This is a genomic window from Ferrovibrio sp. GW821-FHT12E11 (assembly GCF_058806975.1).
Genome location: NZ_JBXAQG010000001.1, coordinates 2,771,258 through 2,796,360, shown reverse-complemented (window position 1 = coordinate 2,796,360; position 25,103 = coordinate 2,771,258). Strand labels below are relative to the sequence as shown.

Genomic DNA, 25,103 nt, shown 5'->3' with positions numbered 1-25,103 from the left:
GACTCCGGCTTCAGGGATGTTGAGCTTCAGGCGACCTTGCGGGCTCGACGATAGGTTTCGTTGACGCCGATGGCGGTGACCACGCAATCGTCGAACCGCTTGTCGAGCAGCACCGGGCGTTCCGGCTCGAACATCCAGACCATCGGGACATCCTCAAGCAGGATCCGCTGGATCTCGGAGTAGATCGCCTGACGCTCGGCTTCGACGATGGTCTCGCTGCCTTTGGCGAACAGCTCGTCGATCTTGGGGTTCACATAGCCGGTCGTGTTCGAGAAAGGCACGCCCTTGCGGATGTTGCTCGAAATGAAGAACCGCGCGACGCCCAGCGCCGGATCGCCGAACTGGTACGGCAGATTGATGGTCATCTGGAAATCCCAGTTGCCATAGCGCGAGGTCCAGCCGGCGAAATCCACCGATTCGAGCTCGACTTCGACGCCGATCCGCTGCAGGGCCTGCTTGATGTATTCCGCAAGCCGCAGGTAATTGTCGCCCAGTGGCAGACGCAGCAGCGAGATCTTGGTGCGCATTCCGTTGGCGCCCGGCTTCAGGCCCATCTCATCGAGCAGGGCCCGCGCCTTGGCAAGATCGAGATCGTAGCGCTTGACCTTGTTATCATAGAACCGCGTCCGGCTGTTGATCGGACCGGTGGCTTCCCGGCCCAGGCCGAAGAAGATCGAGTCGCGCACAAACTTCTTGTCGATGGCGTAGTTGATCGCCTGGCGGAAGCGTTTGTCGTCGAACGGGGCGATACGATTATTGAGCTCGATGCGGACAACCGGGCCATAGAACTCGAAGCCACGATTGATCTTCTGCAAATGCGGCAGATCCTGCAGGCGGATGGCATCCAGCGGTTCAAGATCAACCGACTGGACCTGATTGATCTTCTTCTGCTCCACCGCCACCGCGCGCGAAGCGGCATCCGGGATAATATGGAAGTAGATCTCGTCCAGATTCGGCTGATCCTTGAGGTAATAGTCGGTGTTTTTCACCAGCTTGATGAATGCGCCCTTGCGCCATTCCTCCAGCTTGAACGGGCCCGTGCCTACCGGCTTGGCGTTGTTCGGGTTGGTGCGGAAATTGGTGCCCTTATAGAGATGCGCCGGAACGATCGGCGTGGTCGACATCTCGAAAGCGATCATGAAAGGCGCGAACGGAGTCTTCAGGTGGAAGCGCACCGTCAGGGGATCAAGCGCTTCAATCACATCGCAATTCTGGAAAATCGCCCGGGCGCGCGGATGCACCTCCATCAGGAAATCCTTGATCGAGAACACCACGTCATCGGCCGTGAAAGGCGCGCCATCATGCCATTTGACGCCTTCCTGCAGCCGGAAGACATAATTCAGGCCGTTTTCGGTGATCTCCCAGGACTTCGCCAGGCTGGGCATCGGCTTAAAATCGAAATCGTAGGTCAGCAGGCTTTCGTAGATCTTGCCGGCCACCAGCTGAGTCGGGCCGTTCTGATCGAGGCCGATAAACAGGGTGGAAGGCTCCGGGAAGGCGATCGCATTGAAAACGCCACCGCTGGGCGCGGCCTGCAGATTGCCAAGCTTCAACGCAAAGACCGAGGTTGCCGTTGCCGCGCCAAGAACTGCACGGCGGGTCATCGTGAAATCAGCCATCTTCCCCTCCAGATTCAGCCCACCGGTATGGCGGGCGCGTGTTTGTCCGTTGTCGTAATCCTGTTTTCCCAATCCTGTCCCGGAATCGCGCCGATCAGGCAGCGCGTATACTCATGTTGCGGCCGCTCGAAGATGGCGACCGAATCCCCGGTTTCCACAATTTTGCCTTTCTGCATCACGATCACCCGGTGGCACATCTGTGAGGCCACGCGCAGGTCATGGGTGATGAAAAGCATCGAGATGCCGAATTCGTCGCGAATCTCGCGCAACAGGTTGAGCACCTGGGCCTGCACCGACACATCCAGCGCCGATACCGCCTCGTCGGCCACCAGCAATGCCGGCTCCACGGCCAGGGCGCGGGCGATGCCGATGCGCTGGCGCTGACCGCCAGAGAATTCATGCGGAAAGCGTTCGGCCGCCACCGCGTCGAGACCGACACGCTCGAGCAGGCGATACATGCGGCGCCGGGCCTGGTCTTCGGACACGCCATGGGCCAGGGGTCCGGCCATGATGCTTTGTCCGACCCGGTAGCGCGGATTCAGGGAGTCAAACGGATCCTGGAAGATGATCTGGATCTTGCTGCGGTAGGGCCGCATCGCCTGGCGGTCCAGTTTGGCCAGGTCCTGCCCGCGAAACTCGATAACGCCGCTATCGGGCTCGATCAGCCGGATCAGACAGCGGCCGACCGTCGACTTGCCAGACCCGCTCTCCCCCACAAGCCCGACCGTCTCGCCATGCCCGATGTCGAAGCTGACATCGTCCACGGCTTTCACCGTTGCTGCTGGCTGGAAGAAGCTGCCCTTGCCGCCATAGCGTTTGTTCAGATTGCGGACACTCAGCAGCGGCTGGTCGCTGTGCTGCTCCAGGATATCCTTGCGGAAATGCGGCACGGCAGCGATCAGGGTACGGGTATAGGCGTGCTGCGGGTTATACAGAACCTCTTGCGCCGTGCCGATTTCAACAATGCGGCCATTCTGCATCACGGCAACCCGGTCGGCGATATCGGCCACCACGCCGAAGTCATGGGTGATGAACATCACGCCCATGCCGCGGCTGCGCTGGATATCGCGGATCAGCGTCAGGATCTGCGCCTGGGTGGTGACATCCAGCGCCGTGGTCGGCTCGTCGGCGATCAGAATCTGCGGTTCCAGTGCCAGTGCCATGGCGATGACAACGCGCTGGCGCTGACCACCCGACAATCGGAAGGGGTGACGATGACGCAGGGTTTCCGGGTCGGGCAGACCGACCGCGCGCAGCAACTCCAGCACGCGCGCCGGCCGCTCGGCCGCTGGCACGTCATGGGCCTCAAGCACCTCTTCGATCTGCCTGCCGATACGCATCACCGGATTGAGGGCCGACATCGGCTCCTGGAAGATCATGCCGATATCGGCGCCGCGGATCTGGCGCAGGGATTCTTCCGGCAGCCGCAAAAGATCGGTGCCCTTGAACAGGACCTGGCCGGAACGCAGCTTGACGCCGCTTTCCGGCAGCAGGCCCATCACCGCAGAGGCCGTGATCGACTTGCCCGAGCCGGATTCGCCGACGATGCAGAGAATTTCCCCGGCCCGGACCTCGAAGCCGACATCCTCGACCGCATTCAACCGGTCGCCGGCATTGGACAGGCCGATGGTGAGGTTCTGGACCGAAAGCAGCGTCTCACCCATCGCCATCACCGCTTGTTGGTCTGGCGCGGGTTGAGCATGTCGTTCAGTCCCTGCCCGACGATATTGAGCATCAGGACGACCAGGAAGATCACCAGGCCGGGAAAGAAACTCATCCACCAGGCCTGGCGGATCACTGAACGCGAAACGCCGATCATGTAGCCCCAGCTCATCATGTTGGGGTCGCCCAGGCCAAGAAAGCTGATCGCGGCCTCGGCCAGGATGGCAGTGGCCACCATCAGCGTGCCCATGGTCACCACCGGCGAGATGGTGTTCGGCAGGATCTGGCGGAAGATGATCCGGCGGTCGCTCTCGCCCAACGCAATGGCGGCCTGCACGAATTCACGGTTGCGCAGGCTGGAGAACTGTCCGCGCACCAGCCGGGCGATCGGCGGCCAGGTCACAATCGCGATGGCAAGAATGATGGAATAGATCGACGGCCGCAGGATCGCGACCATCACCAGGGTGAAGATGAAGGTTGGGATGGTCTGGAAGAATTCGGTGATGCGCATCAGCAGGTCATCAGCCCAGCCGCCGTAATAGCCGGCAACAGCACCCAGCACGACACCGACCAGCAGGGAGCACACGGTGGAGACCAGTCCCACGATGAGTGATACGCGCGCGCCATAGGCCAGGCCGGCGGCGATGTCGCGCCCCAGCATGTCGGTGCCAAGCGGATAACTCATATTGGTGAAAGGCGGCAGGAACGGCCGCGTCACCATCTGCCACGGATCCTGTTCGTAGAGAACCGGCGCAAAAATGGCGACGAGGACGACCGTGGCCAGCAGTACCAGGCCGACAATCGTCCCGACCCGGCTGAGGAAATACCTGAGCGCGACAATGTTCATGCCACGGCTCCGATACGCGGATCGGCGAAGCGATAGATCGCATCGGTAATCATGTTGAAAATAATGACCATCAGCGAGGTCACCAGGAAAACGCCGAGCAGAACCGCGTAATCACGCTGCAGCAGGGCATCGAAAGCCAGCCGGCCGATACCTGGCCAGGCGAAAACCGTCTCGGTCAGCACCGCACCGCCCACCAGCTGTCCGGCCTGTATGCCGGCGAAGGTGATGACCGGCAGCACCGCGTTGCGCAGGATATGGCGCGTGATGATCGGCCCGCGTCGCATGCCCTTGGCCTTGGCGGTGCGCACGAAGTCGAGGTCCTTCACTTCCAGCACCGAGGAGCGCGTCAGGCGCGCGTAAATGGCAACGTAGAACAGACCCAGCGTTCCGGCCGGCAGGATCAGATGCAAGATGATGTCGAGCGCGCGCTTCCAGCCGGTATAACCCGCGCCGATGCTTTCCATGCCATTGGCCGGCAGCCAGTCGAGCCAGACGGAAAACAGCATGATGGCCAGCAGGCTGAGCCAGAATAGTGGCACGGCGTAAAACAGCAACGCCAGCAGCGTCACAACGCCATCCAGCAGTTTGCCCACCTTCAGCGCAGCCAGCACACCCAGGCCGACACCGACTAGGATCGCGAAGACAAAGGCCGTGAGGGTCAATATCAGCGTCGCCGGCAAACGTTCGAGGATCAGGGTCAGCACCGGTTCATGCTGACGGTAGGAATAGCCGAGATCGAGCTGTATCACGCCGAGAAAATAGCGGCCTATCTGTTCGTACAACGGCTTGTCGAGGCCGAACTGCTCGCGCAGCTGCGCCACGAACATCGCATCGGCCACACCGGCCTCGCCCGCCATCACTTCGGCGGGATCGCCGGGCGCCATGCGGATCAGAATGAAATTGAGGAGGATGATGACCGCGAGTACGGCTATGCCCTTCAGGATTCGAACGCCGGCATAACCAAGACTCCGCATCCCCAACACCCCCGCACGCTATCGCTGTCTTGTTCCGTCCCGGATTGCCCGTGTGCCGCAGGACGATCTTTAATCACTCGATTAATGTTGCATTTTTAAAACAAACACGCAGTTTTGTCCACGATTAATAGACACAGCCTGCGGGCTGTCTGCGCTCGCCGATCCACCACTCATAAGCGCAGGCGTCTTGGCATCGCACACAGTCACAGACGGCCGCGCGACATGCCGTAGCGGCAATGCGCGCACGATGCGATGCCCGGCGCACGTCAGATCTTGCCGCCGCCCAGGGCATTCACCAGCGCACGCCAGACCTCGAAGGTTTCGGCATTGCGCTGCTCGTCGACCGGAATCTGCCGCACGGAAGTCTGCTCCATCACCAGCTTCGATGCCGGATCGACATAGATCATCTGGCCGCGAATGCCGCGCAGCGAAAACATACGACGTTCGCGGTTCGGCACGATCCAGGTCTGGAAACCATAGGCCTTGCCGGCCTGCTGCGGCTGCGGCGACGCCACGCCTTCCGCCGGCAGCGTCGTCGCTTCCTTCACCCAGGCCTCGGGGATGATCTGCTCGCCATTCCAGTTGCCGTCATGGGCGAGCAGACGGCCGAAACGTGCATAATCGCGCGCCGTGGCATTGATCCCGGCATAGGCGATTTCATGGCCATAGACGTCGGTCTGCCAGGTGGCATCGGATTCGCAGCCGATCCTGCGCCAGATCCTGTCGGTCAGATAATCCGACAGATGCCGGCCGGTGACGTTGCGCAGCACAACGCCCAGCAGCGCCGTATCGATACCGGCGTAATTGAACACCTTGCCCGGCGGGTTGGCCATCTGACTGAAGGCGAGCAGCAGGCGGTTGCGGTTTACCACGCGCGAGCCCATCAGCTGCGCATTGCGGAACTCGCCGAGATTGTCGCGCCCCCCGTAATCTTCCGAGAAGTCGAGGCCCGAGGCCATCTGCAGGGCGGCGCGCACCGGAATGTCACCGATGGCACCGGCGCCCAATGCCGGCTCGTATTGCTTGATCGGCTTGTCGATATCGATCAGCCCTTCGCCTACCGCGATGCCGACCAGCATGGCGGTCACGGTCTTGGCCATCGACATCGAGGTGAAGCGATGGCGGTCGTTGCGGGCGTAGCGGTAGCGCTCGTAGAGGATCTTGTCGCCCTGGGCGACGATGAAGGAGGTGACTGGGTTGTGGGTGAAGTAATCCTCCAGGCTGCGGGGCTTACCCTCATGCTGGTAGGTGATCGGCGGCAGTGCGGCGCGTGCAAAATTCCAGGGCTCGGCCGCCCGATGGATCACATGATGGGGATAAATCTGGTCGTAATGGCTGTAGGAGCCGACGATGAAGGCAGGCTGCGATTCGGTGTAGAAATTGCCGACCGGGTAATTGAGCGCCTGTCCGTTGCGCTCGGCCTCGAAGCCCGCGGTATCGAAAATCGGTGTCATCCACGCCCCTCTAATCAATCAGTCGATTAGTTTCCGCAGCATCTGAAGAGAGACGGCGGCAAATTGCAATGCCCTTATCCCTCCCGCGCAGCGGCCGGGTTTGGCCTCCCGGCACCGGTCCCAAAGCGGGCGAGGCGGGTGGATTCGGCAGTATCTTGCTCAAAATTCTGCACAATTTGACCTAGGCCTGTCCGACGCGAAGCGGGCCGGAGCCCGCCGGGCCAGTTACGGCCCGGAAAAAATATTGCTCCGGGAACCGGAAAACCGCCTCAGAGATAGGGGGGCGTGCAGGCGCTGACGACCTCGCAGGGCTCGGTGCCGATATTGCGGAACCGGTGCAGCAGGCGGCTGTCGAACAGATAGGCGTCGCCCGGCTGCAGGATGCGCACCTGATCGCCCACCGTCACCTCGATGCTGCCAGACAGCACGATGCCGCCTTCATGGGAGTTATGTTCCAGCATGCTTTCGCCGGTATCCGCACCGGGCTCGTAGCGCTCCTGCAGGATCTGCAGATTATGGGCATGCGCATCGCCGACCTGGCGCAGAATCACGCGTCCCACCTTGTCTTTCATGGTGCCGTGGATATGTGAAGTCAGATCGAGGAAGTCGCCCGGACCGAAGAAAACCTTCTCGGCATTCTTCTGGCTGTCTTCGTTGAAAAAGTCGGCCAGCGTCATCGACAGGCCATCCAGGATCTTGCGCAAGCTGGCCACGGAAGGGCTGCTCTTGTTGCGCTCCACCATGGCGATCTGGCCATTCGGCACCCCCGCCCGCAGCGCCAGCTCGCGCTGCGACAGGCCGGCGGCCGTGCGCAGGTCCCGCAGCCGGCCACCAACATCGAACTCGCTGGCCGGTTCTTTCGCGGTGGCTTCGCTCGACACTGTTGCCCTCCTTGCCTGATTGCCCATGCATGGCCTCTTGCTCAATATATTGAGCAGTGCCATATTGCCCGCTCCATCATGGCCTGACAATCCCGGAAAGGAAATCCGATGGCTACGGCCCCCTCGCTTGCCACCCGCCAGTCCAGCGCTGTTCCCCGCGGCATCGCCACCAAGGCGCTCTACGCCGCCCGCGCGGAAAATGCCGAACTCTGGGACGTGGACGGCAAGCGCTATATCGATTTCGCCGCCGGCATTGCCGTGCTGAACACCGGCCACCGCCATCCTGCCGTGATCCAGGCGGTGAAAGACCAGGCCGATGCCTTCACCCATACCTGCTTCCATGTGGCGCCCTATGAGAGCTACATCCGGCTGGCCGAACGGCTGAACAGCCTGACGCCGGGCGATCACGCCAAGAAAACCATGTTCGTCACCACCGGCGCCGAAGCCGTAGAGAATGCCGTCAAGGTGGCCCGGGCCCATACCGGCCGCACGGCGGTGATCGCCTTCAGCGGCGCCTTCCATGGCCGCACGATGATGGGCATGGCACTGACCGGCAAGGTGACGCCCTACAAGAAGAACTTCGGTCCCTTCCCGGCCGAGATCTATCATGCGCCCTATCCGAAGCCCTATCACGGCATCAGCACGGCCGATGCGATCAACGCGCTGCAGCAGCTTTTCTTAAGCGACGTCGACCCGGCCCGCGTGGCGGCAATCATCGTCGAGCCGGTGCAGGGCGAAGGTGGCTTCTATATCGCCCCGGCAGACTTCCTGCAGGAAATCCGCCGCATCTGCGACGAACACGGCATCCTGATGATCGCCGACGAGATCCAGACCGGCATCGGCCGCACAGGCCGCATGTTCGCGGTCGAGCATGCGGGCGTGGTGCCCGACCTGGTGACCACGGCCAAGGGCCTGGCCGGCGGCTTCCCGCTGGCCGCGCTCACCGGCCGTGCCGAAGTGATGGATGCGGCGCAGCCGGGCGGCCTGGGCGGCACGTATGGCGGCAATCCCATCGGCGTGGCCGCGGCCAATGCCGTGTTGACCGTTATCGAGGACGAGAAGCTCTGCGAGCGTGCCGAGGAGCTGGGCACGCTGATGGCAGACCGCCTGCGCGAGATGGCACGCCGCAACAGCTTTTCCTGCATCGGCGAGGTGCGCAACCTCGGCTCGATGGTGGCGATCGAACTGGTCAAGGACCGCAACACCCGCGAGCCCGATGCAGCGCTGACCAACGCGCTGATCGCCAAGGCGCAGGAAAAGGGCCTGATCCTGCTGTCCTGCGGCGTCAATGCGAACATCATCCGCATCCTGGCGCCGCTGACCATTCCCATGGCGCAGGCCAAGGAAGGCCTCGACGTCTTCGAAGCCGCGCTGGCCGAAGTCGTCGGCGCCTGATTAAATCGGGCAGCGGCAATCCCGCTGCCCATTTTTCTGTTTTGCACATCCAGGAAGTCAGTCCGATGAACGGTGCCGATCGCCTTTGCGACACGCTGCTTGCCCATGATGTCGATGTCTGCTTTGCCAATCCCGGCACGTCGGAAATGCATTTCGTCGCCGCGCTGGACCGCAAGCCGCAGATGCGCTGTGTGCTCGGCCTGTCCGAAGGCGTGGTGACCGGCGCCGCCGATGGTTATGCCCGCATGGCCGACAAGCCGGCCGCCACCCTGCTGCATCTGGGCCCCGGTCTGGGCAACGGCCTGGCCAACCTGCATAACGCGCGGCGCGCCTTCACGCCGATGATCAACGTGGTGGGCGATCATGCCACCTATCACCTGCATCTGGATGCGCCGCTGACCAGCGATATCGAAAGCATCGCCCGTCCGATGTCGCAATGGGTCGGCCGTATCACCCGGCCCGACGAGGTGGAAAGCCAGACCGTCGCCGCCTATCAGGCCGCGATGACCAAACCCGGTATCGCCACCCTGATCCTGCCCGCCGATGCCGCCTGGGGCGACCTGCCGGCCGCCAAGGTGACCCGCGCCGCCCTGCCGGCGCTGCAGCCGGTGGCACCCGAGGCCATCCGCAAGGCGGCCGCAACCCTGCGCACCAAGGGTGCCCGCACCGCCATCATGATGAGCGGCAAGGCCATGCGTGCCGATGCGCTGGAGATCGCCGGCCGCATTGCGCAGGCCACCGGCGCGCGGCTGCTGACCCAGGGCGCCAATGGCCGTATCGAACGCGGCGGCAATCGCGTGAGTGCGGCCCGCATTCCCTATGTTATCGACGTGGCTGTACCGTTCCTGAAGGAGCTGGACACCCTGATCCTGATCGGCGCCAAGGAGCCGGTCGCCTTCTTCGCCTATCCCGGCAAGCCCGGCCGTCTGGTGCAGGATCATTGCGAGGTGTTGCCGCTCGCCGGCCCCGAGAATGACCTGAAGCATACGCTGGCCTGGCTGGCCGACGAACTGGGGGCGAAAACGCCGCTGGCAACACCCACCGCGCAACCGCTCGATCGGCCCGGCAGCGGCAAGCTGACCGTGGAGGCCATCAACCTCGCCATCGCCGCGATGATCCCGGAGAATGCCATCCTCTGCGATGAGTCGATCACGTCGGGCCGCAAGTTCTACGACCTGTCGCAGCAGTCGGCCCCGCATGATTTCCTCGCGCTCACCGGCGGCGCCATCGGCATCGGCATTCCGCTGGCCACCGGGGCGGCGATTGCCTGCCCCGATCGCAAGGTGATCGGCCTGCAGGCCGATGGCAGCGGCATGTACACGATCCAGGCGCTGTGGACGCAGGCGCGCGAGAACCTGGATGTGGTTACTGTCGTCTTCGCCAACCGCTCCTACGCCATCCTGCAGGGCGAGATGCGCAATGTCGGCGTCAACGATTTCGGCGAGAATGCCAAACGCATGCTGAACCTCGATGCCCCGAACCTCGACTGGGTTTCGATGGCCCGTGGCCTGGGCGTGACGGCGGCACGCGCCGATAGCGTCGAAACCTTCGTCACGCTGTTCGAGGGCGCCCTGCGTCAGCGCGGCCCGATGCTGATCGAGGCGGTGCTCTGACCGGTCAGTGCGTCAGGCCGAGATAGGCCTGGCGGATTTCCGGACGTTGCATCAGGTCGTCGGCCGGGCCTTCCATGACGATACGGCCTTCTTCCAGCACATAAACGCGCTTGGCCAATTCCATGGCCATGCTGACATTCTGCTCGACCAGCAGGACCGATAATCCGTCGGCATTGATGCGCCGGATGGCGTCGAACATGTCCATCACGATGGATGGCGCCAGACCCAGCGAGGGTTCATCGAGCAACAGCAGCTTTGGCAGCGCCATCAGCGCCCGGCCAATCGCGACCATCTGCTGCTGGCCGCCGGACAGCGACCCCGCTGGCATCGGCAGTTTCTGGCGCACGGCGGGAAACAGCTCGCAGACCTGCTCCAGCGTCTGCTTGCGGCGCGCCTTCGCCTCGGGCAGGAAGCTGCCGAGTTCCAGATTCTCCAGCACCGTCATGCTGGTGAACAGCCGGCGGCTTTCGGGCACGATGGCGATGCCGGCCTGACAGAATTTATGCGGCGCGATGCGGGTGACATCCGAACCGTCGAACACGATGCTGCCCAGAGAGGCGCGGTTGAGGCCGGCCAAAGCGTTGATCAGCGTAGTCTTGCCGGCGCCATTCGGACCGACGACGCAGACCAGTTCGCCGGTCTGCACCTTGATACTAACATCCCACAGCGCCGGAGCCGCTCCATAGGCAACCTTCAGATTGCTGACTTCAAGCATGCGCTTTCCCCAGATAGGCGGCCTTGACCTGCTCGTCGTTCATCACATCGACGGCATCGCCCTGGGCAATCAGGCCGCCGTAATTCAGCACCACGATACGGTCGGTCAGCGCCATGACAGCGCGCATCACGTGCTCGACAAAGATAATCGTGGTTCCGCGATCGCGGATACGGCGGATCATCTCGATGGCCTCGTTGATCTCGCCGGGCGTCAGGCCGGACAGCACCTCGTCCAGCATCAGCAGCTTGGGCCGCGCCGCCAGTGCACGCGCCAGTTCCAGGAACTTGCGCTGGTGCAGATTGAGATCTTCGGGCAACACATGCGCCCGATGGGAGAGCCCGGCAAAGGCAATAAATTCCTCTGCCTGGCGCAGCGCCTCGGGCCGGCTCATGCCCTTGCCGCCAAACATCCCAACCATGGCTACATTCTCCAGCACGGTCATCTGGCTGAAGGGCCGCGGAATCTGGTAGGTGCGTGCGATACCGGTCTGGGCGAAGCGATGGGCATCCAGGCCGGCCAGATTCTGGCCGTCGAAGATGATCTCGCCGGCGGTCGGCTTGAAATGGCCGCTGACGACATTGATGAAGGTCGACTTGCCGGACCCGTTCGGTCCGATCAGGCCCAGGATTTCGCCCTTGCGCACTTCCAGCGTCACGTCGTTCAGCGCCTTCAGGCCGGCGAAGGCCTTGGTCAGCCCCCGCACCTGCAGCAGCACTTCGGCCGAAGCCGCCGGCTTGGTGGCCAGCCGCGCCACCGGTGCTGCCTGTCCGTCAACGCCAGCATGCGCGGGCGGCGGTTCGACTGCCACTTTCCTGCGGCGACCGTTCAGCCAGCCGGAGACCACACCGAGGAAACCGGACGGCATGAACAGGATCACAACCACGAGGACAAGGCCGACCAGGGCACGGCCCAGCACGGCATAATCGCCCGAGGTGAAGAAATACAGCAGGCAGGTGATGAAGACCGCGCCGACCGCCGGGCCGATCCAGTGCCGGCTGCCGCCCAGGATGCTCATCAGCACCACCGACAGCGGCACCGTGATCGAGAAGGTTTCCGACACGGTGATATAGGACACGAAGACCGCATGGATGCCGCCGGCCAGACCGGCCAGGCCGCAGGAAATCGCGAGCGCGTAGAGCTTGAAGCGATAGGTCGGCACGCCCATCACCTCGGCCACATCCTCGTCGTCATGGATCGCAAACAGGCCGGCGCCGAATTTGGAGACATAAATCCAGTAGGAGATCGCCACCGTTCCCACCGCCGCAACCAAGCCCAGCATGTAGATCGACGACGCCTGCGAGGGACCGAGATGCGGAATGTCGACGCTGAGCAGGTAGATGCCGGGACCGCCATCGATGCTGGTATTGAGAATGATGGTGGCGAGCACGAAGGTGACCGCCAGTGTCAGCAGAGCGAAGAGTTCGCCGCGCACGCTTGCCACCCGGAACACCACGGCGCCAAGAGCCACGCCGAGCACCGCCGCCACCAGCACGGCCGCCGGCAGCGTTGCCAGGAAGGGCCAGCCCATCTTGCCGGCCAGATAGGCCGTGCCGTAAATGCCGGCGCCGAAGAAAGCGCCATGGCCAAAGGAGAAATAGCCGGTATAGCCGGACAGGATGTTCCACGACACTGCGAGGATAACCCAGTGGAACAACAGATAGAGGAAGGATTCCCAGAAAGCCGGCGCGCCGAGCCAGGGCAGGGTGGCAAGCGCGATGCCGGCCGCGAAGATGCCGGAAAGAATGGCCTTGTTCAGCATGATCAGGCCCTACCCGGACGGAACAGCAGCATGAGGATCAGTAAAGAGAACGACACAATGGGAGCCCAGGAGGGCGCGAAGATCACCATGGCGATGGCTTCGCTGACCCCGATGATGATGCCGGCCACCAGAGGCCCGAGCGCACTACCCAGTCCACCCAGCATGACGACGGCGAAGACCACGCCCACCCAGGAGAAAATCTGCGTCGGCGTGAGCGTGAAGGTGAGTGCGAAGCAGACGCCGGCGATGGAGGCCAAGGCGACACAGACCCCGGACAGCATGAGCGACAGCCAGCGCTGATTGATGCCGAAGGCGGCCGCGATCTGGCCGTCCTCCGCCATGGCTCTCATCGCCTTGCCGATATCGGTGAAGCGCATCGCCGCCCAGACGGCGAAGGCGAAAAAGATGGCGAGCACGAGGGTCAGCAGTTCGGGCACCGGCACGAACAGGCCGCCGATCCGGAACTTCTCCTCGCCATAAGACGACTGCAATTTGCGGAAATCGGCGGTCCAGACATACTGGATCAGGCTTTCCAGCATCACCGTCATGCCGAAGGTGACGAGCAGAGAATTGAACGGCGAGATCTTGAATCGCGACAGGACCGCCTGCTGGGCGACGCCGATCACGAAAAACACCGGCGGCAGGATCAGCAGGGTCAGCAGCGGATCGATCCGCCAGACCGAGACCATGTGGTAGCTGAGATAGGCCGAGAGAAAGACGAAACCGAAATGCGCCAGGTTGATCTGGCGCAGCAGGCCCCAGGACAATCCCAAGCCCAGACCGATCAGACTGTACATCCCACCAATGAAGACGCCAGACAGGATGGATTGCAGCAGAAGGTTCAGGCTTGGGAAAGTCATCAGGATTTACTCGTTAAACGGTTACTGCTTGAGCGTGGCGCCGGGCGCGGCCCATTCCTTGGGCCAGACCGTGACCCAGTTGTCGCCCTGCACCTGCTTGATGCGCATCAGGTCGTCGCCAAAGTTGTTGCCCTTGTCGAAGCGCAACGTGCCCTGGATCGTCGGCACCTGATTGGCTTTCAGCCAGTCAGCCATCTTGCGGTCGTCGAGGCTCTTGGTGGCCACGACCGACGCTTCCAGCAACTGCCAGGCCGTGAAGGACGCGGCCGCCTGCACCTCAACCTTGGTGTAGGGGAAACCGGCCGCCTTGGCCCGCTCGTTGAAGGTCTGGACGAACTTCGCCGCAACCGGGTTGTTGGTGTAAGGCGCATGCTCCTCGAAGATCGTGACCGAGAGGGCATTCTTGGTTTCCGGAGAGGTCGCCATCGGACCGGGTGCCGGATAGAGATGGAAGTGCAGCGGCGGCTCGTAATCCAGCTTCTTCATCGCCTCGAGCAGCATGTTGCCTTCCAGGCCGATATCGCCGACGAAGACAAGATCGGGCTTGGCATCCTTCACGCGGGCGGCGATCGGACCGAAATCGCGGTTGCCGAATTCCCACTCCAGGAACAGAACCTCCTGCAGGCCACGCTTCTTGGCCACCTCACGCGCGCCCAGCGACAGGAAATGCAGCGAGGGGAACTTTGAGGTGACGACGGCGATGGTCTTCGGCGGCTTGGGCGCCTTTTCCAAGGCGTCGAACAGCGTGTTGGGCACAGTGGTGCCCGGATCCGGGCCGAGGGACCAGGCCGGGAAGTGCATGTCGTACTTCACCAGCGACGGAATGCCCATCGTGTGCGAGATCAGGATCTTGTTGTAGCGCTGCGCCACGCCGACGGCGGACAGGATCGCGCCGGTGGCATAGGGCCCCATGAACAGATCGACCTTGTCCGACGTCAGCAGCTGTTCATAGAGGGTGCGGGCCACTTCCGGCTTGGACTGGTCGTCCTTGACGATCCATTCCACCTGCCGGCCGAGCAAGCCACCGCGCTTGTTGAGGTCTTCGACATAGATGTCGCCGACCAACTTGTGGACCAGCGCGGTGGCCGAGAGCGGGCCGGTCAGCGCCAGCGAGCTGCCGATGCGGACCGGACCGGACTGCGCCTGGACCGGTGCAGCGGCCAGGCCCAGACAGCCAGCCGCCATCACCGCCAGTGCGGCAATGCGTTTCAAGCTTTTCATTGTTTCCTCCCTAGTGTGAAATTTTATAGACGACTTACTCGTTCCTGACGCCATTGCGCAGGATGCCGATCTTTTCGACTTCCACTTCAACCACATCGCCTTGCTTCATGAAGATCGGCGGCTTGCGCGCGAAGCCGACACCGGCCGGCGTGCCCGAGATGATCACATCGCCCGGCTGCAGCTCGAAGACTTCCGAGCAGGTGCTGACCAGGGTCTGCACATCGAAGATCATGTCCTTGGTATTGGCATCCTGCAGTACTTCGCCATTCAGGCGGCACTGGATACGCAGGCCGACCACGCCGGCCGGCAGTTCATCGGCGGTGACCAGATCCGGGCCGAAGGACGCGGTCTTGTCGACATTCTTGCCGATCATCCACTGGTGCGACTTGAACTGGTAATCGCGGATCGAGCCATCGTTGAACAGCGAATAGCCGACCACATGCTCCAGCGCCTTGTCCTTGGCGATGTAGCGACCGGCCTTGCCGATGATGACAGCGACTTCGGCTTCGTAATCGAACTGGTCGGAGATCTTCGGCTTGATCAGCGGCTCGTCATGGGCGACCCAGGACGACGGGAAACGATGGAACAGCACCGGGTATTTCGGCGCGTCCTTGTAGGGGCTCTCGGCGGCGTGGTCGATATAGTTCAGGCCAACCGCAATCGCCTTGGACGGATTGAGCACCGGGGCCAGCAGCTTGGCACCGGCAAACAGTGTCTTCTCGGTGCCGGCGGCAGCGGCTGCCTTGGCCTTTTCCAGACCGGCGGCACCGAGGACGAGCAGGGCATCGGTGCTGTCGGGCAGGCCGGCGGCGGTCAGGTCGACAATCTGGTCACCCACGCGCGCGCCGAGCGAACGACGGCCGGCCTTGATGTAATTCACGAGTCTCATTGATCTGTCCTGGTTACGGTGTTGGGGAGAAGGGTCAGCCCTTGTGGGCCCGGGTTTCATGGTTGGTGACAAAATCTTCCGGCACGGCCGGTCCCCAGAGGTAGAAGGAATCCTCCGGCGGGTGATCCTGGGCCGGCCAGCCATCGAGACCGACGAAGTCGATATCGTAGGAATATTCGGTGAAGCTGCCCCAGGGATCGCGCTGGTAATAGAAGTAATTCGACCCCAGCACATGGCGGCCCATGCCCCAGCCATACTGGTAGCCCTTGTTCAGCATCTGCTCCATGCCGAGGCCGACTTCGTCCACGCCGCGCACCACCCAGCTGGTATGGTGCAGGCCGGGGCCGTCGGACTTGGCGAAAGCCAGCAGGTGATGGTCACTGGAATGCACGCCATGCATGAAGGCGATACCGTCGCCGGACTGATCCGAAAGATTCATGCCCATGGCTTCGCGATAGAAGTTCAGCGACCGCGGCACGTCGGAGCAGAACAGCAGCGCATGGGTGAGGCGCACCGGCTTCACCGGCTGCATCGTGCGGCGGTTGATGCCGATGTCGATGCCAGCCGGGTTTTTCATGTTCATCGGGCCGAAGGTTTCGCCCTTCTGGCTGGGCGAGGATTTCTCGGCCACCACGACCTGCAGGGTGATGCCGTCAGGATCGCGCAGCCAGAAACCCTGCTCATCCACCAGCGGGTGCGGGTCGATCAGCGGGACGCCGCTTTTTTCCAGATGGCGCCGCAACGGCTCGTAATCATCCGGATAGACGCCCAGCGCCAGATATTCGAGCTTCTTCGGCTTGCCGCTTTCATAGATCGAGCCCCAGCGATGGGGATGGTCGAAGGTGTAGAGATCGAGGCGCTGGCCGACCTGGCGCACATCGAGGCCGAAGTCGGTGAAGTATGTTCGAGCTTCATCCAGGTCCGGGACGCTGAAGACGAAACGGTCAAGGGAATGGATAGCGGTCACACCGGGCCGCCTCGGGTCTGCCATTGCTCGGTCCTCCTGTCCGTCCTTGCAAGAACGTGACTTTTTATATATTTTTTGGTCTATCATATGGATTAAACGGCTGGCAATATATTTTTCAGATGAAAATAGCTGAAACCCTGGTTGAGCTTGAAACGGCCGCCGAACCCACGGCGCTGACCAAGTCCCATCGCGCCTACACCCAGATCCGCGCCGATATCCTGTCCTGCCGCCTGTTGCCCGGCATGAAGCTCAATATTGCCGGCCTCGCCGCCGACCTGGATGTCAGCTTGGGGGCCGTGCGCGAGGCCCTGTCGATGCTGCAGTCGGAGGCGCTGGTCGTCTCCGAGCCCCAGCGCGGCTACACGGTCAGCCCGGTTTCGCCCAAGGAACTGGCCGATATCACCGAAGCCCGCATCGCCATCGAAAGCCTGTGCCTGCGCGCCTCGATCGCACGCGGCGACCTGAGTTGGGAGAGCGGCATCGTCGCCGCCTTCCATCGGCTGTCGCGGCTCAGCGAGACCGTCGAAGGCAAGGACATGCATTTAAGCGAACCCTGGTCGCGGGCGCATGCAGATTTCCATGCCGCGCTGCTCGGGGCCTGCGGCAACGACTGGCTGCTGCGCATGCGGGCGATGCTGTACGAACAGAGCGAGCGCTACCGCCGCATGTCGGTGCCGCTCGACAGCGGCACCCGCAACGTCCATGGCGAGCATAAACTGATGTTCGAGGCCGTGATGGCCCGCGATGCCGACCGCGCCGCCGCCGCGCTGGAAAACCACCTGCGCCGCACTGCCACGATCGTGCGCGAGTCGGTCAGCCTTTAACGCCCTCACCACGGATTTCATCGATGACAAAGATTGCCCAGGCCGCCCTGGACCAGCTGTTTTTCAACGCACGTACCCAGAATGGCTGGCTCGACAAGCCCGTGTCGGATGCGCAACTGCGCGAGCTGTATGACATCGCGAAAATGGGCGCCACCTCGATGAACACCCAGCCGATGCGCGTGGTCTTCCTGCGCACGGCCGAGGCCAGACAGCGCCTTGCCCCGGCGCTGTCGCCCGCCAACCTGGACAAGACCATGGCTGCGCCGGTGACCGCCATTGTCGCCCGCGACACGCAGTTCTACGAATTCATGCCCGAGATCTGGCACAAACCCGAAGCGCGCGAGACCTTTGCCAACAATGCCCCGATGGCCACGGCCACCGCGCAGCGCAATGCCACGCTGCAGGGCGCCTATCTGATGATGGCCGCCCGCGCCATCGGCCTCGACTGCGGCCCGATGAGCGGCTTTGATATCGCCAAGGTGAATGCCGAATTCTTCCCCGACGGCCGCTGGCAGACCGATTTCCTGTGCAATATCGGTTACGGCGACAGTTCGAAGCTGTTCGGCCGCCAGCCACGGCATGATTTCGACCGCGCCTGTCATTTGCTGTAATCTGGCGCCTGCTGTGACCATGCTGTTCGCCATTCATTGCATCGACGGCGCCGACGCCCTGCCGCGCCGACTGGCGCAGTACGATGCCCACAAGGCCTATCTGGCCCAGGCTCGCGTGAAGACCGTGATCTCCGGCCCGCTGATGTCGGATGACGGCGAGCGCATGATCGGCAGTCTGTTCGTGGTGGAAGCCGGAAGCCGCGCGGATGTCGAGGCTTTCAATGCCGGCGACCCCTTCCGCCTGAATGGCATCTGGGACCGTATCGCCATCCACGTGTTCAACAAGCGCGTCGACAACCGGTAAATCCGACCGCCCTGCATACCGTCCGGTCACCGTCTGGTCACCGGCCCGGGCCCCTTGGTCACAGCCACGCCACCATGAACGTTTTATGACACCCGAAACCGTCATAACCGTCCGGGTGGAACGCCATGTCCAGTCTCGCCACGCTTGTGGCACCGATCGCCGGAATCGATCGCGCCATCGCCATCTGGCTCAACCAGTTCGTTGGGCATGACGCGCGGCTTGACCGGTTTGTCTATAACATCGCCGATTCAGCCATCTTCAAGGGCGGCCTGTTCATGGCGTTTTTCTGGTGGCAGTGGTTCCGACGCGATCACGAACCGGAACAGCGGCGCCAGACGATCATCACGGCCCTGGCCGGCAGTGTGGTGGCGATTGGCATTGCCCGCCTGCTGCAACTGATGCTGCCCTTCCGGGAGCGACCGCTGCACAACACCGGGCTGGACCTGACCCTGCCGCTGGGCATGGACGCGCAGAATCTCGATGGCTGGAGCTCCTTCCCGAGTGACCATGGCGTCCTGTTCTTCGCGCTTTCCGCCGCCATCTGGCGCCTGCAGCCACGACTGGGCCAGGTGGCCATTGTCTGGACCCTGCTGGTGATCTGCCTGCCGCGCATGTTCCTGGGCTATCATTACGCCACCGATATCCTGGCAGGCGGCATCATCGGCATCGCCGTGATGCAGGTGTCCTTCCTGCTGCTCCGTCCGCGCTTCCTGGCCCAACCGCTGCTGCGCTGGGAAGGGGCGCATGCCACATCCTTCTACTGCATAGCATTCCTGGCCAGCCTGGAACTGGCCGTCCTGTTCCAGGATCTGCGGCAGCTGGTGAGCGACAGCCTGCACATGATGCAGTATTTCACGGCGACCTCCGGCGGCCCAGCCACATAGGGATCGCTCCGGCTATACGGAGCGGAATATAAAGAAACGGAAACCTGTCAGGAAAACCCGGCTTTTCGGGCCGGGCCGGGACGGCCGTTACTGTAAAGTTAGGCTGCCCTCTTCAGGGCCGATGATAGCGTTCCGGTCGATCGCACACTCGCGATTGCATCGAAGGTCCGCCATCATGACTGTTGCCGCCGCCCTGCCCGTCCATGAAGCCGAACGTCTCGTCGCATTGAACAGCTATCAGATTCTCGATAGCGCCCCTGATGTGCGCTTCGACCGCGTCACACGCCTGGCTGCCGATCTGTTCGACACGCCGATCGCCATGGTCTCGCTGGTCGACGCCGAACGGCAGTGGTTCAAGTCCAGTTACGGTCTGGCCGTGCAGGAAACCACCCGCGACATCGCCTTCTGCGCCCATGCGATCCTCGACGACATTCCCTTCCTCATCGAAGATGCCGAAGCTCATCCGCTGTTCCGCGATAACCCGCTGGTCACCGGCGCGCCCCATATCCGCTTCTATGCCGGCATCCCGCTGGTGACCGCCACCGGCCACCGCATCGGCACTTTCTGCGTGGCTGACCGTCAGCCGCGTCATCTGACACCCCAGCAACTGGGCCATTTGCAGAGCCTCGCCGCCATCGCCATGGATGAACTGGAGTTGCATAAGGCGAAACGGCAGGCCGAGCAGCATGCCGCCGAGCAGGAAGCCTCCAATCGCATGAAGAGCACCTTCCTCAGCTCGATGAATCATGAATTCCGCACACCCCTGAACGCCATCATGGGCTTTGCGCAGATCCTGCGCATGAATCCCAGTGGCACCCTGTCTTCAAATGAACTGGATTATGTTTCAGCCATCGAGACCGGTGGCCGGACCCTACTGGCACTGACCGACGGAATCATGACCATGGCTTATATCGAAGCCGGCAACCTGAAGATCGAGCGCGAAACGATGACTGCGGCCGAAGTGATCGCTGAAGCCTTCGATCTGCACCGGCCAGCCGCCAAGCTGAACAGCCTGACCCTGGTGGAGAATCCGGGCCAGCAGATCCTGCGCTTCCAGGCCGACCACACGCAGCTGATGCGCGTGCTGGGCAACTTCATCAGTAATGCCTACAAGTTCACACCGCCCAGCGGCAAGGTCGAGCTGGGCTGCCGGTGCGAAAACGATGCCGTGGTGCTGTATGTGGCCGATACCGGCTGCGGCATCCCGGCGGCGCGGCAGGCCGATACCTTCAAGAGCTTCAACCGGCTGGGTCGCGAGGGCAGCGCCGTTGCCGGCAGCGGCCTGGGGCTGGCCATCGCGCGCCGCTTGACCCAGGCGATGGGCGGCGAGATCGGCTTTGAAAGCCAGGAAGAGGCCGGCAGCCGCTTCTGGGTGCGCTTCCCGCTCGCCGCGTAAGCGGTCAGGCCCGACAACGGACTTGCTGCGGCGCCTGAGCGGTCAGCTCGTCGCGGGCCGCCAGGAAAACCGCCACCATATCGGCCTGCTGCGCAGCGTTGAAATGGCGGTCCAGCATCGCGAAGAGGATCTGCCGTTCGTCTTCGACATGCCGCAGCAGCAGCGATTTCAGCACCACGGCGTGGGCCGTCCAGGACGGGCTGGTGATGGCGCTCGAGCGTCCAAGCTTTTCGATGATATGGTCGAACAGGCTGTGCTCGACATAACCCTGCAGGGCCAGGGCTTCGGTCCCTACGCCCTTCGCTGCCTTCAGCATCTCGTAGACCGCCGCTTCTTCCGCCCGCGCCGCCAGGCTCCAGGCCAGCCTGAACCGATGCAGGATGTCGCGCCGCCGCTGCGGATTGTCCTCTTCGCGACAGAGCTGATCCGCCAGGTCCAGAACCGTGTCATGGCTTTGGCGCAGCAGCGCGGTAATGCCGGCTCCGGCTTCCACGGTTATCACTGCTGACGCTGCTGCTGGGCCTGCTCTTGCTGGCGGCTGGCCTGGGGATTGATCGCTTGCTCAGGGCGCGGCGGAAGATGGTTGGGTGCGGCTGGAGCGGATTTGGGCGGCGCGGGCCGGGATGACGGCAACGTCTGATCCTGCATCTTTCCCTCCATGGTCCCGTGGTTGCCGAGCCAAACCCCAACGAGGCCTATGCGTTCCATGGTCGGGCGAATATTTCTCCGGAACCCCCGTCCAGGGCTTCCGTTCGACTCACGCCATCAATTTCATGCCATTGGATTTTCCCGGAGAATCGCCATGCAACGCCCCAGTTGGGAAGGTCATCTCAAGTTGTCGCTGGTGTCCTGCCCGGTGGCTCTGTACAGCGCCACCACACGGGGCAACGATATTGCCTTCCACCTGATCCACAAGAAAACCCACCGCCGCATCCGCATGGTGCCGCATGACCCAAAGCTGGGAGCCGTAAAGCGGACCGACCTGGTGAAAGGCTACGAAGTGGGCAAAAACCGCCATGTGATTCTGACCGACGCCGATATAGACGCTGCCCGCATTGAATCGACGAAGAATATCGACATCGAAAGCTTCGTTGGCATGGACGATATCGACAGGGTTTACTGGGACCAGCCCTATTACGTCGCACCGAATGGCAAGAATGCCATGGAAGCCTACAGCATCATCCGGGAAGCAATGGAAAGCACACAGCGTATCGCCATTGGCCGGGTTGTGATGCATACCCGCGAACGTGTTGTCGCCGTCGAGCCGCGCGGCCGCGGCCTGTTGCTGACAACCCTGCGCAGCCACGATGAAATACGCGATGAAGACTCTGTCTTCCGGGGTATCCCGGCACGCAAACCTGACAAGAAAATGCTGTCCATCGCCGAACAGATCATCGGCCAGCAGGCGGAAGCCTTCGATCCGTCCGATTTCATCGACCGCTATGAGGATGCCCTGCGCAAGATCATCAAGCGCAAGCAGAAGGGCCAGAAAATCACCGCACCGCCGCCGGATGAGGACAAGGCGGAAGAGAGTGATCTGTTGGGTGCCCTGCGCCGCAGCCTGAAGGGTAGCGGCAAGGCGGCGCCGGCCAAACCCTCCAACCGGCGCCGCAAGGCAACCACCCGCAGCGCATCCCGGAAAAAGGCCGCTATGCGCCGGCGCGCCGCAGCATAGCTGGAGTCAACGCCACGCGGCTGGCCTCGAAATCATCCCAGTCACCAATATGCTTCAGCGCCGCCGGCAACTTTTTCATGCTGTAGACCGGCAGCCGCTTCTGTCTGGTCAGAAAATCCCAGGTGACCGGCACGGCCAGCGGTGCGCCGGGTCTTGCGCGCGGCGACCAGCATGACACTGCCGTGGCGGTGCGGTCATTGCGCAGGTAGTCGACAAAAATCTTGCCTTTGCGCTTGGCTTTGCGTGCCTCGGCAATGAAATGTTCCGGATCGGCCTGCTCGAAGGCCACGGCCACTGCGTGGGTGAAAGCCTTGATCTCCTTCCAGCCCGCCTTCGGCTTCAGCGGCACCACCACATGCACGCCCTTGCCGCCGGTGAGCTTGGGGAAACTCGCCAGGCCTAGCCCGGCCAGATGATCGCGCATCGCCAGTGCAGCTTTCTTCACGAAACTGAATGGCACGGTCGCATCAGGATCAAGATCGAAGATCATCTGGTCGGGGCGTTCAATATCCTTGACCGTCGATCCCCAGGGATGCAGTTCCAGCACGCCGAACTGCGCCATAGCCTGCAAACCCTCGGCGTCTTCCACGGTGAGATAGGGCTGCGTCTCGCCCCTTATCTTCACCTTACCGATCAGGGCAGAGGTTCCGCGATTGTGGTGTCGCTGGAAAAACTGCTCGCCAGCAATGCCGTCGGGCGCGCGAATGATCGACAAGGGTCGATATCCGGCGAAACGCAGCAACGGCACGGTCATGCGCGCATAATAGGCTGCCAGATCCAACTTGCTGATCTTCTCCTTCGGCCACAGAAGCTTGTCGGGGTTGGTCAGCACCACCTTGCTTTCGGCCCCTGGAATCTTTGCTCGCGCCACGGCCTTGCCCTCGCCTTTCACGGTTTTCGCCGGCTTATCTTCGCGCAACCCCTTGTACGATGCATGCCTCAGCAGCCCCTCACCGGTCCAGCCGCCATATTCCACTTCCGCCACCAGTTGCGGTTTTACCCAGCGCACGTCGGAAGTCTTCTCCGGCTGCGGGCCGATAAACGGCGTCGCTTTCACGGATAATGGCTTCAGGGCTTTATTCAATACCTTTGATAGCGTGACATTGAATCCGGTGCCGACCCGGCCACGGTATTTCAGGTCCCTGCCATCGTAAACGCCAACCAGAAGAGAACCCATACTTCTGCCGGCCGTACCCAGGCTGTAACCGCCGATCACAAATTCCTGCCGGCCTTTGCACTTGGTCTTCACCCACAGATCGCTGCGGCCAGAACGGTATGGAGCATCGAGCTGCTTGGAGATTATGCCTTCCAGCGCCATGCGGCAGGCGGACTGACGCAGGCTCTCGCCCGGCAAGATGAAATGCGGCACATACCGGATCAGCACCTGTTTCTTTTCGGGGGCCAGATAATCCTGCAGTAGCCGTTTGCGTTCCTCGTAACGCTCGACGCGCAGGTCCCGGCCCTCACTCCAGAGCAGGTCGAAGGCGAAATAGACGAGATCCGCGGTGTCGCCCTCCTGCAGGGCAGCCTGTAGCGCCGGAAAGTCTGGTCTGTCCGCATCATCCAGCGCACATATTTCGCCATCAACGATACCGTCCGGAAATTGCCTGGCCGCATTGGCGATCTCGGGAAATTTTTCGGTCCAGTCGAGCCCGCTCCGCGACCAGGCCGTCACGGCGCCATCATGAATCCGGAGCTGGATGCGATAGCCATCGAACTTGATCTCGTGGGCCCAGCCTGATTCCTCGGGCGGCGCATCCCAGAGCTTGGTCAACTGCGGCTCGATGAAACCCGGAGGCTCATCCTCCCGGGATTTGCGGCGGGCGGATTTCTTCTTTGCCGCCTTCCGTTGTCCGGTCTTTTTCTTCACCGTCTTTGGTTTTGCCACTGTTTTCGGTTTCAGGGCCTTACCGCTACGCCACTCCGCCGAATTGCCCTCGGCGATCTCGGCCAGACTGCGGCCGCTCTCCACCGACTCGTCGATGGCGGCGATATTGGCGGCGCGCCCGGTTTTGACGAAGCGGTCCTTTTCCTTGATCAGCAGCCAGTTCCTGCCGTCCGGATTGCGCGATCCGCGCATTTGCACCAGCGCCCAGCGGCCATGCAGGCGCTCGCCTTCCAGTTCGAAGGCGATCTTGCCCTGGCGAAGGGCTTTGGCCGCATCGTCGGTCTCGACCGGATGCCAGTGGCCCCGATCCCAGAGCTGCACCGTGCCACCGCCATATTCGCCCTCGGGGATCGTGCCCTCGAAGGTGCCGTATTCGACCGGATGATCCTCCACCTGCACGGCTAGGCGCTTGTCGGCCGGATCGAGGCTCGGACCTTTGGGCACAGCCCAGGATTTCAGTACGCCGTCATGCTCGAGCCGGAAATCGAAATGCAGACGACTGGCATCGTGTTTCTGGATCACGAAGCGATGCTGGTCACGCTTGTGGGCCTTGCCGCGCGGTTCGTCCGTTTTTCTGAAGTCGCGTTTGCGGTTGTAGGTGGAAAGGGTCTGCTTCGGCATGCCGGGTAAACCGCCGGCAGGCATCGAAGTTCCGGGCTGAAACG

General features: G+C 62.4%; 22 protein-coding genes. 8 read left to right on the top strand and 14 right to left on the bottom strand.

The window, feature by feature from the left end:
- Positions 1–26 precede the first annotated feature (26 nt).
- From AC1ROT_RS13955 to AC1ROT_RS13930, 6 genes are all read right to left on the bottom strand, one after another.
- Positions 27–1,619: an ABC transporter substrate-binding protein gene (locus AC1ROT_RS13955; protein WP_492999701.1), complete on the bottom strand. Its 1,593-nt coding sequence runs from the start codon at positions 1,617–1,619 to the stop codon at positions 27–29.
- Between the two features lie 14 nt (positions 1,620–1,633).
- Positions 1,634–3,283 (bottom strand): ABC transporter ATP-binding protein, encoded by a 1,650-nt coding sequence (locus tag AC1ROT_RS13950; RefSeq protein ID WP_492999699.1) that lies wholly within the window; start codon positions 3,281–3,283, stop codon positions 1,634–1,636.
- Between the two features lie 5 nt (positions 3,284–3,288).
- On the bottom strand, positions 3,289–4,128 hold the full coding sequence (locus AC1ROT_RS13945; protein WP_492999698.1) for an ABC transporter permease: 840 nt from the start codon (positions 4,126–4,128) through the stop codon (positions 3,289–3,291).
- The gene (locus AC1ROT_RS13940) at positions 4,125–5,102 is read right to left on the bottom strand and encodes an ABC transporter permease (RefSeq protein WP_492999696.1); all 978 of its coding nucleotides are present in this window, start codon (positions 5,100–5,102) and stop codon (positions 4,125–4,127) included. Before AC1ROT_RS13940 ends, AC1ROT_RS13945 begins: the two co-directional genes overlap by 4 nt.
- Before the next feature lie 266 nt (positions 5,103–5,368).
- Positions 5,369–6,556 carry a serine hydrolase domain-containing protein gene (locus AC1ROT_RS13935; RefSeq protein ID WP_492999694.1) on the bottom strand — a complete coding sequence of 396 codons (1,188 nt, stop codon included), beginning with the start codon at positions 6,554–6,556 and terminating at the stop codon, positions 5,369–5,371.
- A 269-nt stretch (positions 6,557–6,825) separates the two neighbouring features.
- Positions 6,826–7,437: a cupin domain-containing protein gene (locus AC1ROT_RS13930; protein WP_492999692.1), complete on the bottom strand. Its 612-nt coding sequence runs from the start codon at positions 7,435–7,437 to the stop codon at positions 6,826–6,828.
- Positions 7,438–7,545: 108 nt separating this feature from the next.
- Between AC1ROT_RS13930 and gabT the strand changes: the two genes are divergently transcribed.
- Together gabT and AC1ROT_RS13920 are read left to right on the top strand one after the other, a co-directional pair.
- The gene (gabT, locus tag AC1ROT_RS13925) at positions 7,546–8,832 is read left to right on the top strand and encodes a 4-aminobutyrate--2-oxoglutarate transaminase (protein ID WP_492999688.1); all 1,287 of its coding nucleotides are present in this window, start codon (positions 7,546–7,548) and stop codon (positions 8,830–8,832) included.
- A 65-nt stretch (positions 8,833–8,897) separates the two neighbouring features.
- Complete coding sequence (locus AC1ROT_RS13920) at positions 8,898–10,445, top strand: acetolactate synthase large subunit (protein WP_492999687.1); 1,548 nt, start codon at positions 8,898–8,900, stop codon at positions 10,443–10,445.
- A gap of 4 nt (positions 10,446–10,449) precedes the next feature.
- Here the strand turns inward: AC1ROT_RS13920 and AC1ROT_RS13915 are convergent, their stop codons facing one another.
- The 6 genes from AC1ROT_RS13915 to AC1ROT_RS13890 are packed head-to-tail and all read right to left on the bottom strand — an operon-like array spanning position 10,450 to position 16,856.
- A complete protein-coding gene (locus AC1ROT_RS13915) occupies positions 10,450–11,160 on the bottom strand; it encodes an ABC transporter ATP-binding protein (protein WP_492972095.1) in 711 nt (236 codons plus the stop codon).
- Positions 11,153–12,919: a branched-chain amino acid ABC transporter ATP-binding protein/permease gene (locus tag AC1ROT_RS13910; protein WP_492999685.1), complete on the bottom strand. Its 1,767-nt coding sequence runs from the start codon at positions 12,917–12,919 to the stop codon at positions 11,153–11,155. Before AC1ROT_RS13910 ends, AC1ROT_RS13915 begins: the two co-directional genes overlap by 8 nt.
- A 2-nt stretch (positions 12,920–12,921) precedes the next feature.
- Entirely contained in the window at positions 12,922–13,779 is an 858-nt protein-coding gene (locus AC1ROT_RS13905; protein WP_492972097.1) for a branched-chain amino acid ABC transporter permease, read from the bottom strand.
- Positions 13,780–13,800: 21 nt separating this feature from the next.
- Entirely contained in the window at positions 13,801–15,000 is a 1,200-nt protein-coding gene (locus AC1ROT_RS13900) for an amino acid ABC transporter substrate-binding protein (RefSeq protein ID WP_492972098.1), read from the bottom strand.
- Between the two features lie 34 nt (positions 15,001–15,034).
- Positions 15,035–15,889, bottom strand: coding sequence for a fumarylacetoacetate hydrolase family protein (locus AC1ROT_RS13895; protein ID WP_492999684.1), 855 nt, complete (start codon positions 15,887–15,889; stop codon positions 15,035–15,037).
- A gap of 34 nt (positions 15,890–15,923) precedes the next feature.
- A complete protein-coding gene (locus AC1ROT_RS13890; RefSeq protein WP_492999682.1) occupies positions 15,924–16,856 on the bottom strand; it encodes a VOC family protein in 933 nt (310 codons plus the stop codon).
- Positions 16,857–16,975: 119 nt separating this feature from the next.
- Between AC1ROT_RS13890 and AC1ROT_RS13885 the strand changes: the two genes are divergently transcribed.
- The 5 genes from AC1ROT_RS13885 to AC1ROT_RS13865 all read left to right on the top strand — a co-directional run bounded on the left by AC1ROT_RS13885 (position 16,976) and on the right by AC1ROT_RS13865 (position 20,875).
- Positions 16,976–17,680: a GntR family transcriptional regulator gene (locus tag AC1ROT_RS13885; protein WP_492972101.1), complete on the top strand. Its 705-nt coding sequence runs from the start codon at positions 16,976–16,978 to the stop codon at positions 17,678–17,680.
- 23 nt (positions 17,681–17,703) lie between these two features.
- Positions 17,704–18,291, top strand: coding sequence for a malonic semialdehyde reductase (locus tag AC1ROT_RS13880; RefSeq protein WP_492999681.1), 588 nt, complete (start codon positions 17,704–17,706; stop codon positions 18,289–18,291).
- A gap of 19 nt (positions 18,292–18,310) precedes the next feature.
- The gene (locus tag AC1ROT_RS13875; protein WP_493001163.1) at positions 18,311–18,595 is read left to right on the top strand and encodes a YciI family protein; all 285 of its coding nucleotides are present in this window, start codon (positions 18,311–18,313) and stop codon (positions 18,593–18,595) included.
- 125 nt (positions 18,596–18,720) lie between these two features.
- Complete coding sequence (locus AC1ROT_RS13870; RefSeq protein WP_492999680.1) at positions 18,721–19,479, top strand: phosphatase PAP2 family protein; 759 nt, start codon at positions 18,721–18,723, stop codon at positions 19,477–19,479.
- 175 nt (positions 19,480–19,654) lie between these two features.
- Positions 19,655–20,875: a GAF domain-containing sensor histidine kinase gene (locus AC1ROT_RS13865; RefSeq protein WP_492972105.1), complete on the top strand. Its 1,221-nt coding sequence runs from the start codon at positions 19,655–19,657 to the stop codon at positions 20,873–20,875.
- Positions 20,876–20,879: 4 nt separating this feature from the next.
- Here the strand turns inward: AC1ROT_RS13865 and AC1ROT_RS13860 are convergent, their stop codons facing one another.
- On the bottom strand, positions 20,880–21,368 hold the full coding sequence (locus AC1ROT_RS13860; RefSeq protein ID WP_492999678.1) for a hemerythrin domain-containing protein: 489 nt from the start codon (positions 21,366–21,368) through the stop codon (positions 20,880–20,882).
- Positions 21,369–21,677: 309 nt separating this feature from the next.
- Here AC1ROT_RS13860 and ku point away from each other — a divergent pair, with 309 nt between their 5' ends.
- The gene (ku, locus tag AC1ROT_RS13855) at positions 21,678–22,550 is read left to right on the top strand and encodes a non-homologous end joining protein Ku (protein ID WP_492972107.1); all 873 of its coding nucleotides are present in this window, start codon (positions 21,678–21,680) and stop codon (positions 22,548–22,550) included.
- On the opposite strand, the gene ligD is transcribed toward ku, so the two are convergent.
- Positions 22,525–25,059, bottom strand: coding sequence for a DNA ligase D (ligD, locus tag AC1ROT_RS13850; protein ID WP_492999676.1), 2,535 nt, complete (start codon positions 25,057–25,059; stop codon positions 22,525–22,527). The two genes, ku and ligD, sit on opposite strands and share 26 nt — an antisense overlap.
- Positions 25,060–25,103: the final 44 nt, after the last annotated feature.

Excerpts from the sequence above, each read along its gene's own strand:
- AC1ROT_RS13955 (WP_492999701.1), bottom strand. The coding sequence starts at position 1,619 with ATGGCTGATTTCACGATGACCCGCCGTGCAGTTCTTGGCGCGGCAACG.
- AC1ROT_RS13950 (WP_492999699.1), bottom strand. The coding sequence starts at position 3,283 with ATGGGTGAGACGCTGCTTTCGGTCCAGAACCTCACCATCGGCCTGTCC.
- AC1ROT_RS13945 (WP_492999698.1), bottom strand. The coding sequence starts at position 4,128 with ATGAACATTGTCGCGCTCAGGTATTTCCTCAGCCGGGTCGGGACGATT.
- AC1ROT_RS13940 (WP_492999696.1), bottom strand. The coding sequence starts at position 5,102 with ATGCGGAGTCTTGGTTATGCCGGCGTTCGAATCCTGAAGGGCATAGCC.
- AC1ROT_RS13935 (WP_492999694.1), bottom strand. The coding sequence starts at position 6,556 with ATGACACCGATTTTCGATACCGCGGGCTTCGAGGCCGAGCGCAACGGA.
- gabT (WP_492999688.1), top strand. The coding sequence starts at position 7,546 with ATGGCTACGGCCCCCTCGCTTGCCACCCGCCAGTCCAGCGCTGTTCCC.
- AC1ROT_RS13920 (WP_492999687.1), top strand. The coding sequence starts at position 8,898 with ATGAACGGTGCCGATCGCCTTTGCGACACGCTGCTTGCCCATGATGTC.
- AC1ROT_RS13915 (WP_492972095.1), bottom strand. The coding sequence starts at position 11,160 with ATGCTTGAAGTCAGCAATCTGAAGGTTGCCTATGGAGCGGCTCCGGCG.
- AC1ROT_RS13910 (WP_492999685.1), bottom strand. The coding sequence starts at position 12,919 with ATGCTGAACAAGGCCATTCTTTCCGGCATCTTCGCGGCCGGCATCGCG.
- AC1ROT_RS13905 (WP_492972097.1), bottom strand. The coding sequence starts at position 13,779 with ATGACTTTCCCAAGCCTGAACCTTCTGCTGCAATCCATCCTGTCTGGC.
- AC1ROT_RS13900 (WP_492972098.1), bottom strand. The coding sequence starts at position 15,000 with ATGAAAAGCTTGAAACGCATTGCCGCACTGGCGGTGATGGCGGCTGGC.
- AC1ROT_RS13895 (WP_492999684.1), bottom strand. The coding sequence starts at position 15,889 with ATGAGACTCGTGAATTACATCAAGGCCGGCCGTCGTTCGCTCGGCGCG.
- AC1ROT_RS13885 (WP_492972101.1), top strand. The coding sequence starts at position 16,976 with ATGAAAATAGCTGAAACCCTGGTTGAGCTTGAAACGGCCGCCGAACCC.
- AC1ROT_RS13880 (WP_492999681.1), top strand. The coding sequence starts at position 17,704 with ATGACAAAGATTGCCCAGGCCGCCCTGGACCAGCTGTTTTTCAACGCA.
- AC1ROT_RS13875 (WP_493001163.1), top strand. The coding sequence starts at position 18,311 with ATGCTGTTCGCCATTCATTGCATCGACGGCGCCGACGCCCTGCCGCGC.
- AC1ROT_RS13870 (WP_492999680.1), top strand. The coding sequence starts at position 18,721 with ATGTCCAGTCTCGCCACGCTTGTGGCACCGATCGCCGGAATCGATCGC.
- AC1ROT_RS13865 (WP_492972105.1), top strand. The coding sequence starts at position 19,655 with ATGACTGTTGCCGCCGCCCTGCCCGTCCATGAAGCCGAACGTCTCGTC.
- ku (WP_492972107.1), top strand. The coding sequence starts at position 21,678 with ATGCAACGCCCCAGTTGGGAAGGTCATCTCAAGTTGTCGCTGGTGTCC.
- ligD (WP_492999676.1), bottom strand. The coding sequence starts at position 25,059 with ATGCCGAAGCAGACCCTTTCCACCTACAACCGCAAACGCGACTTCAGA.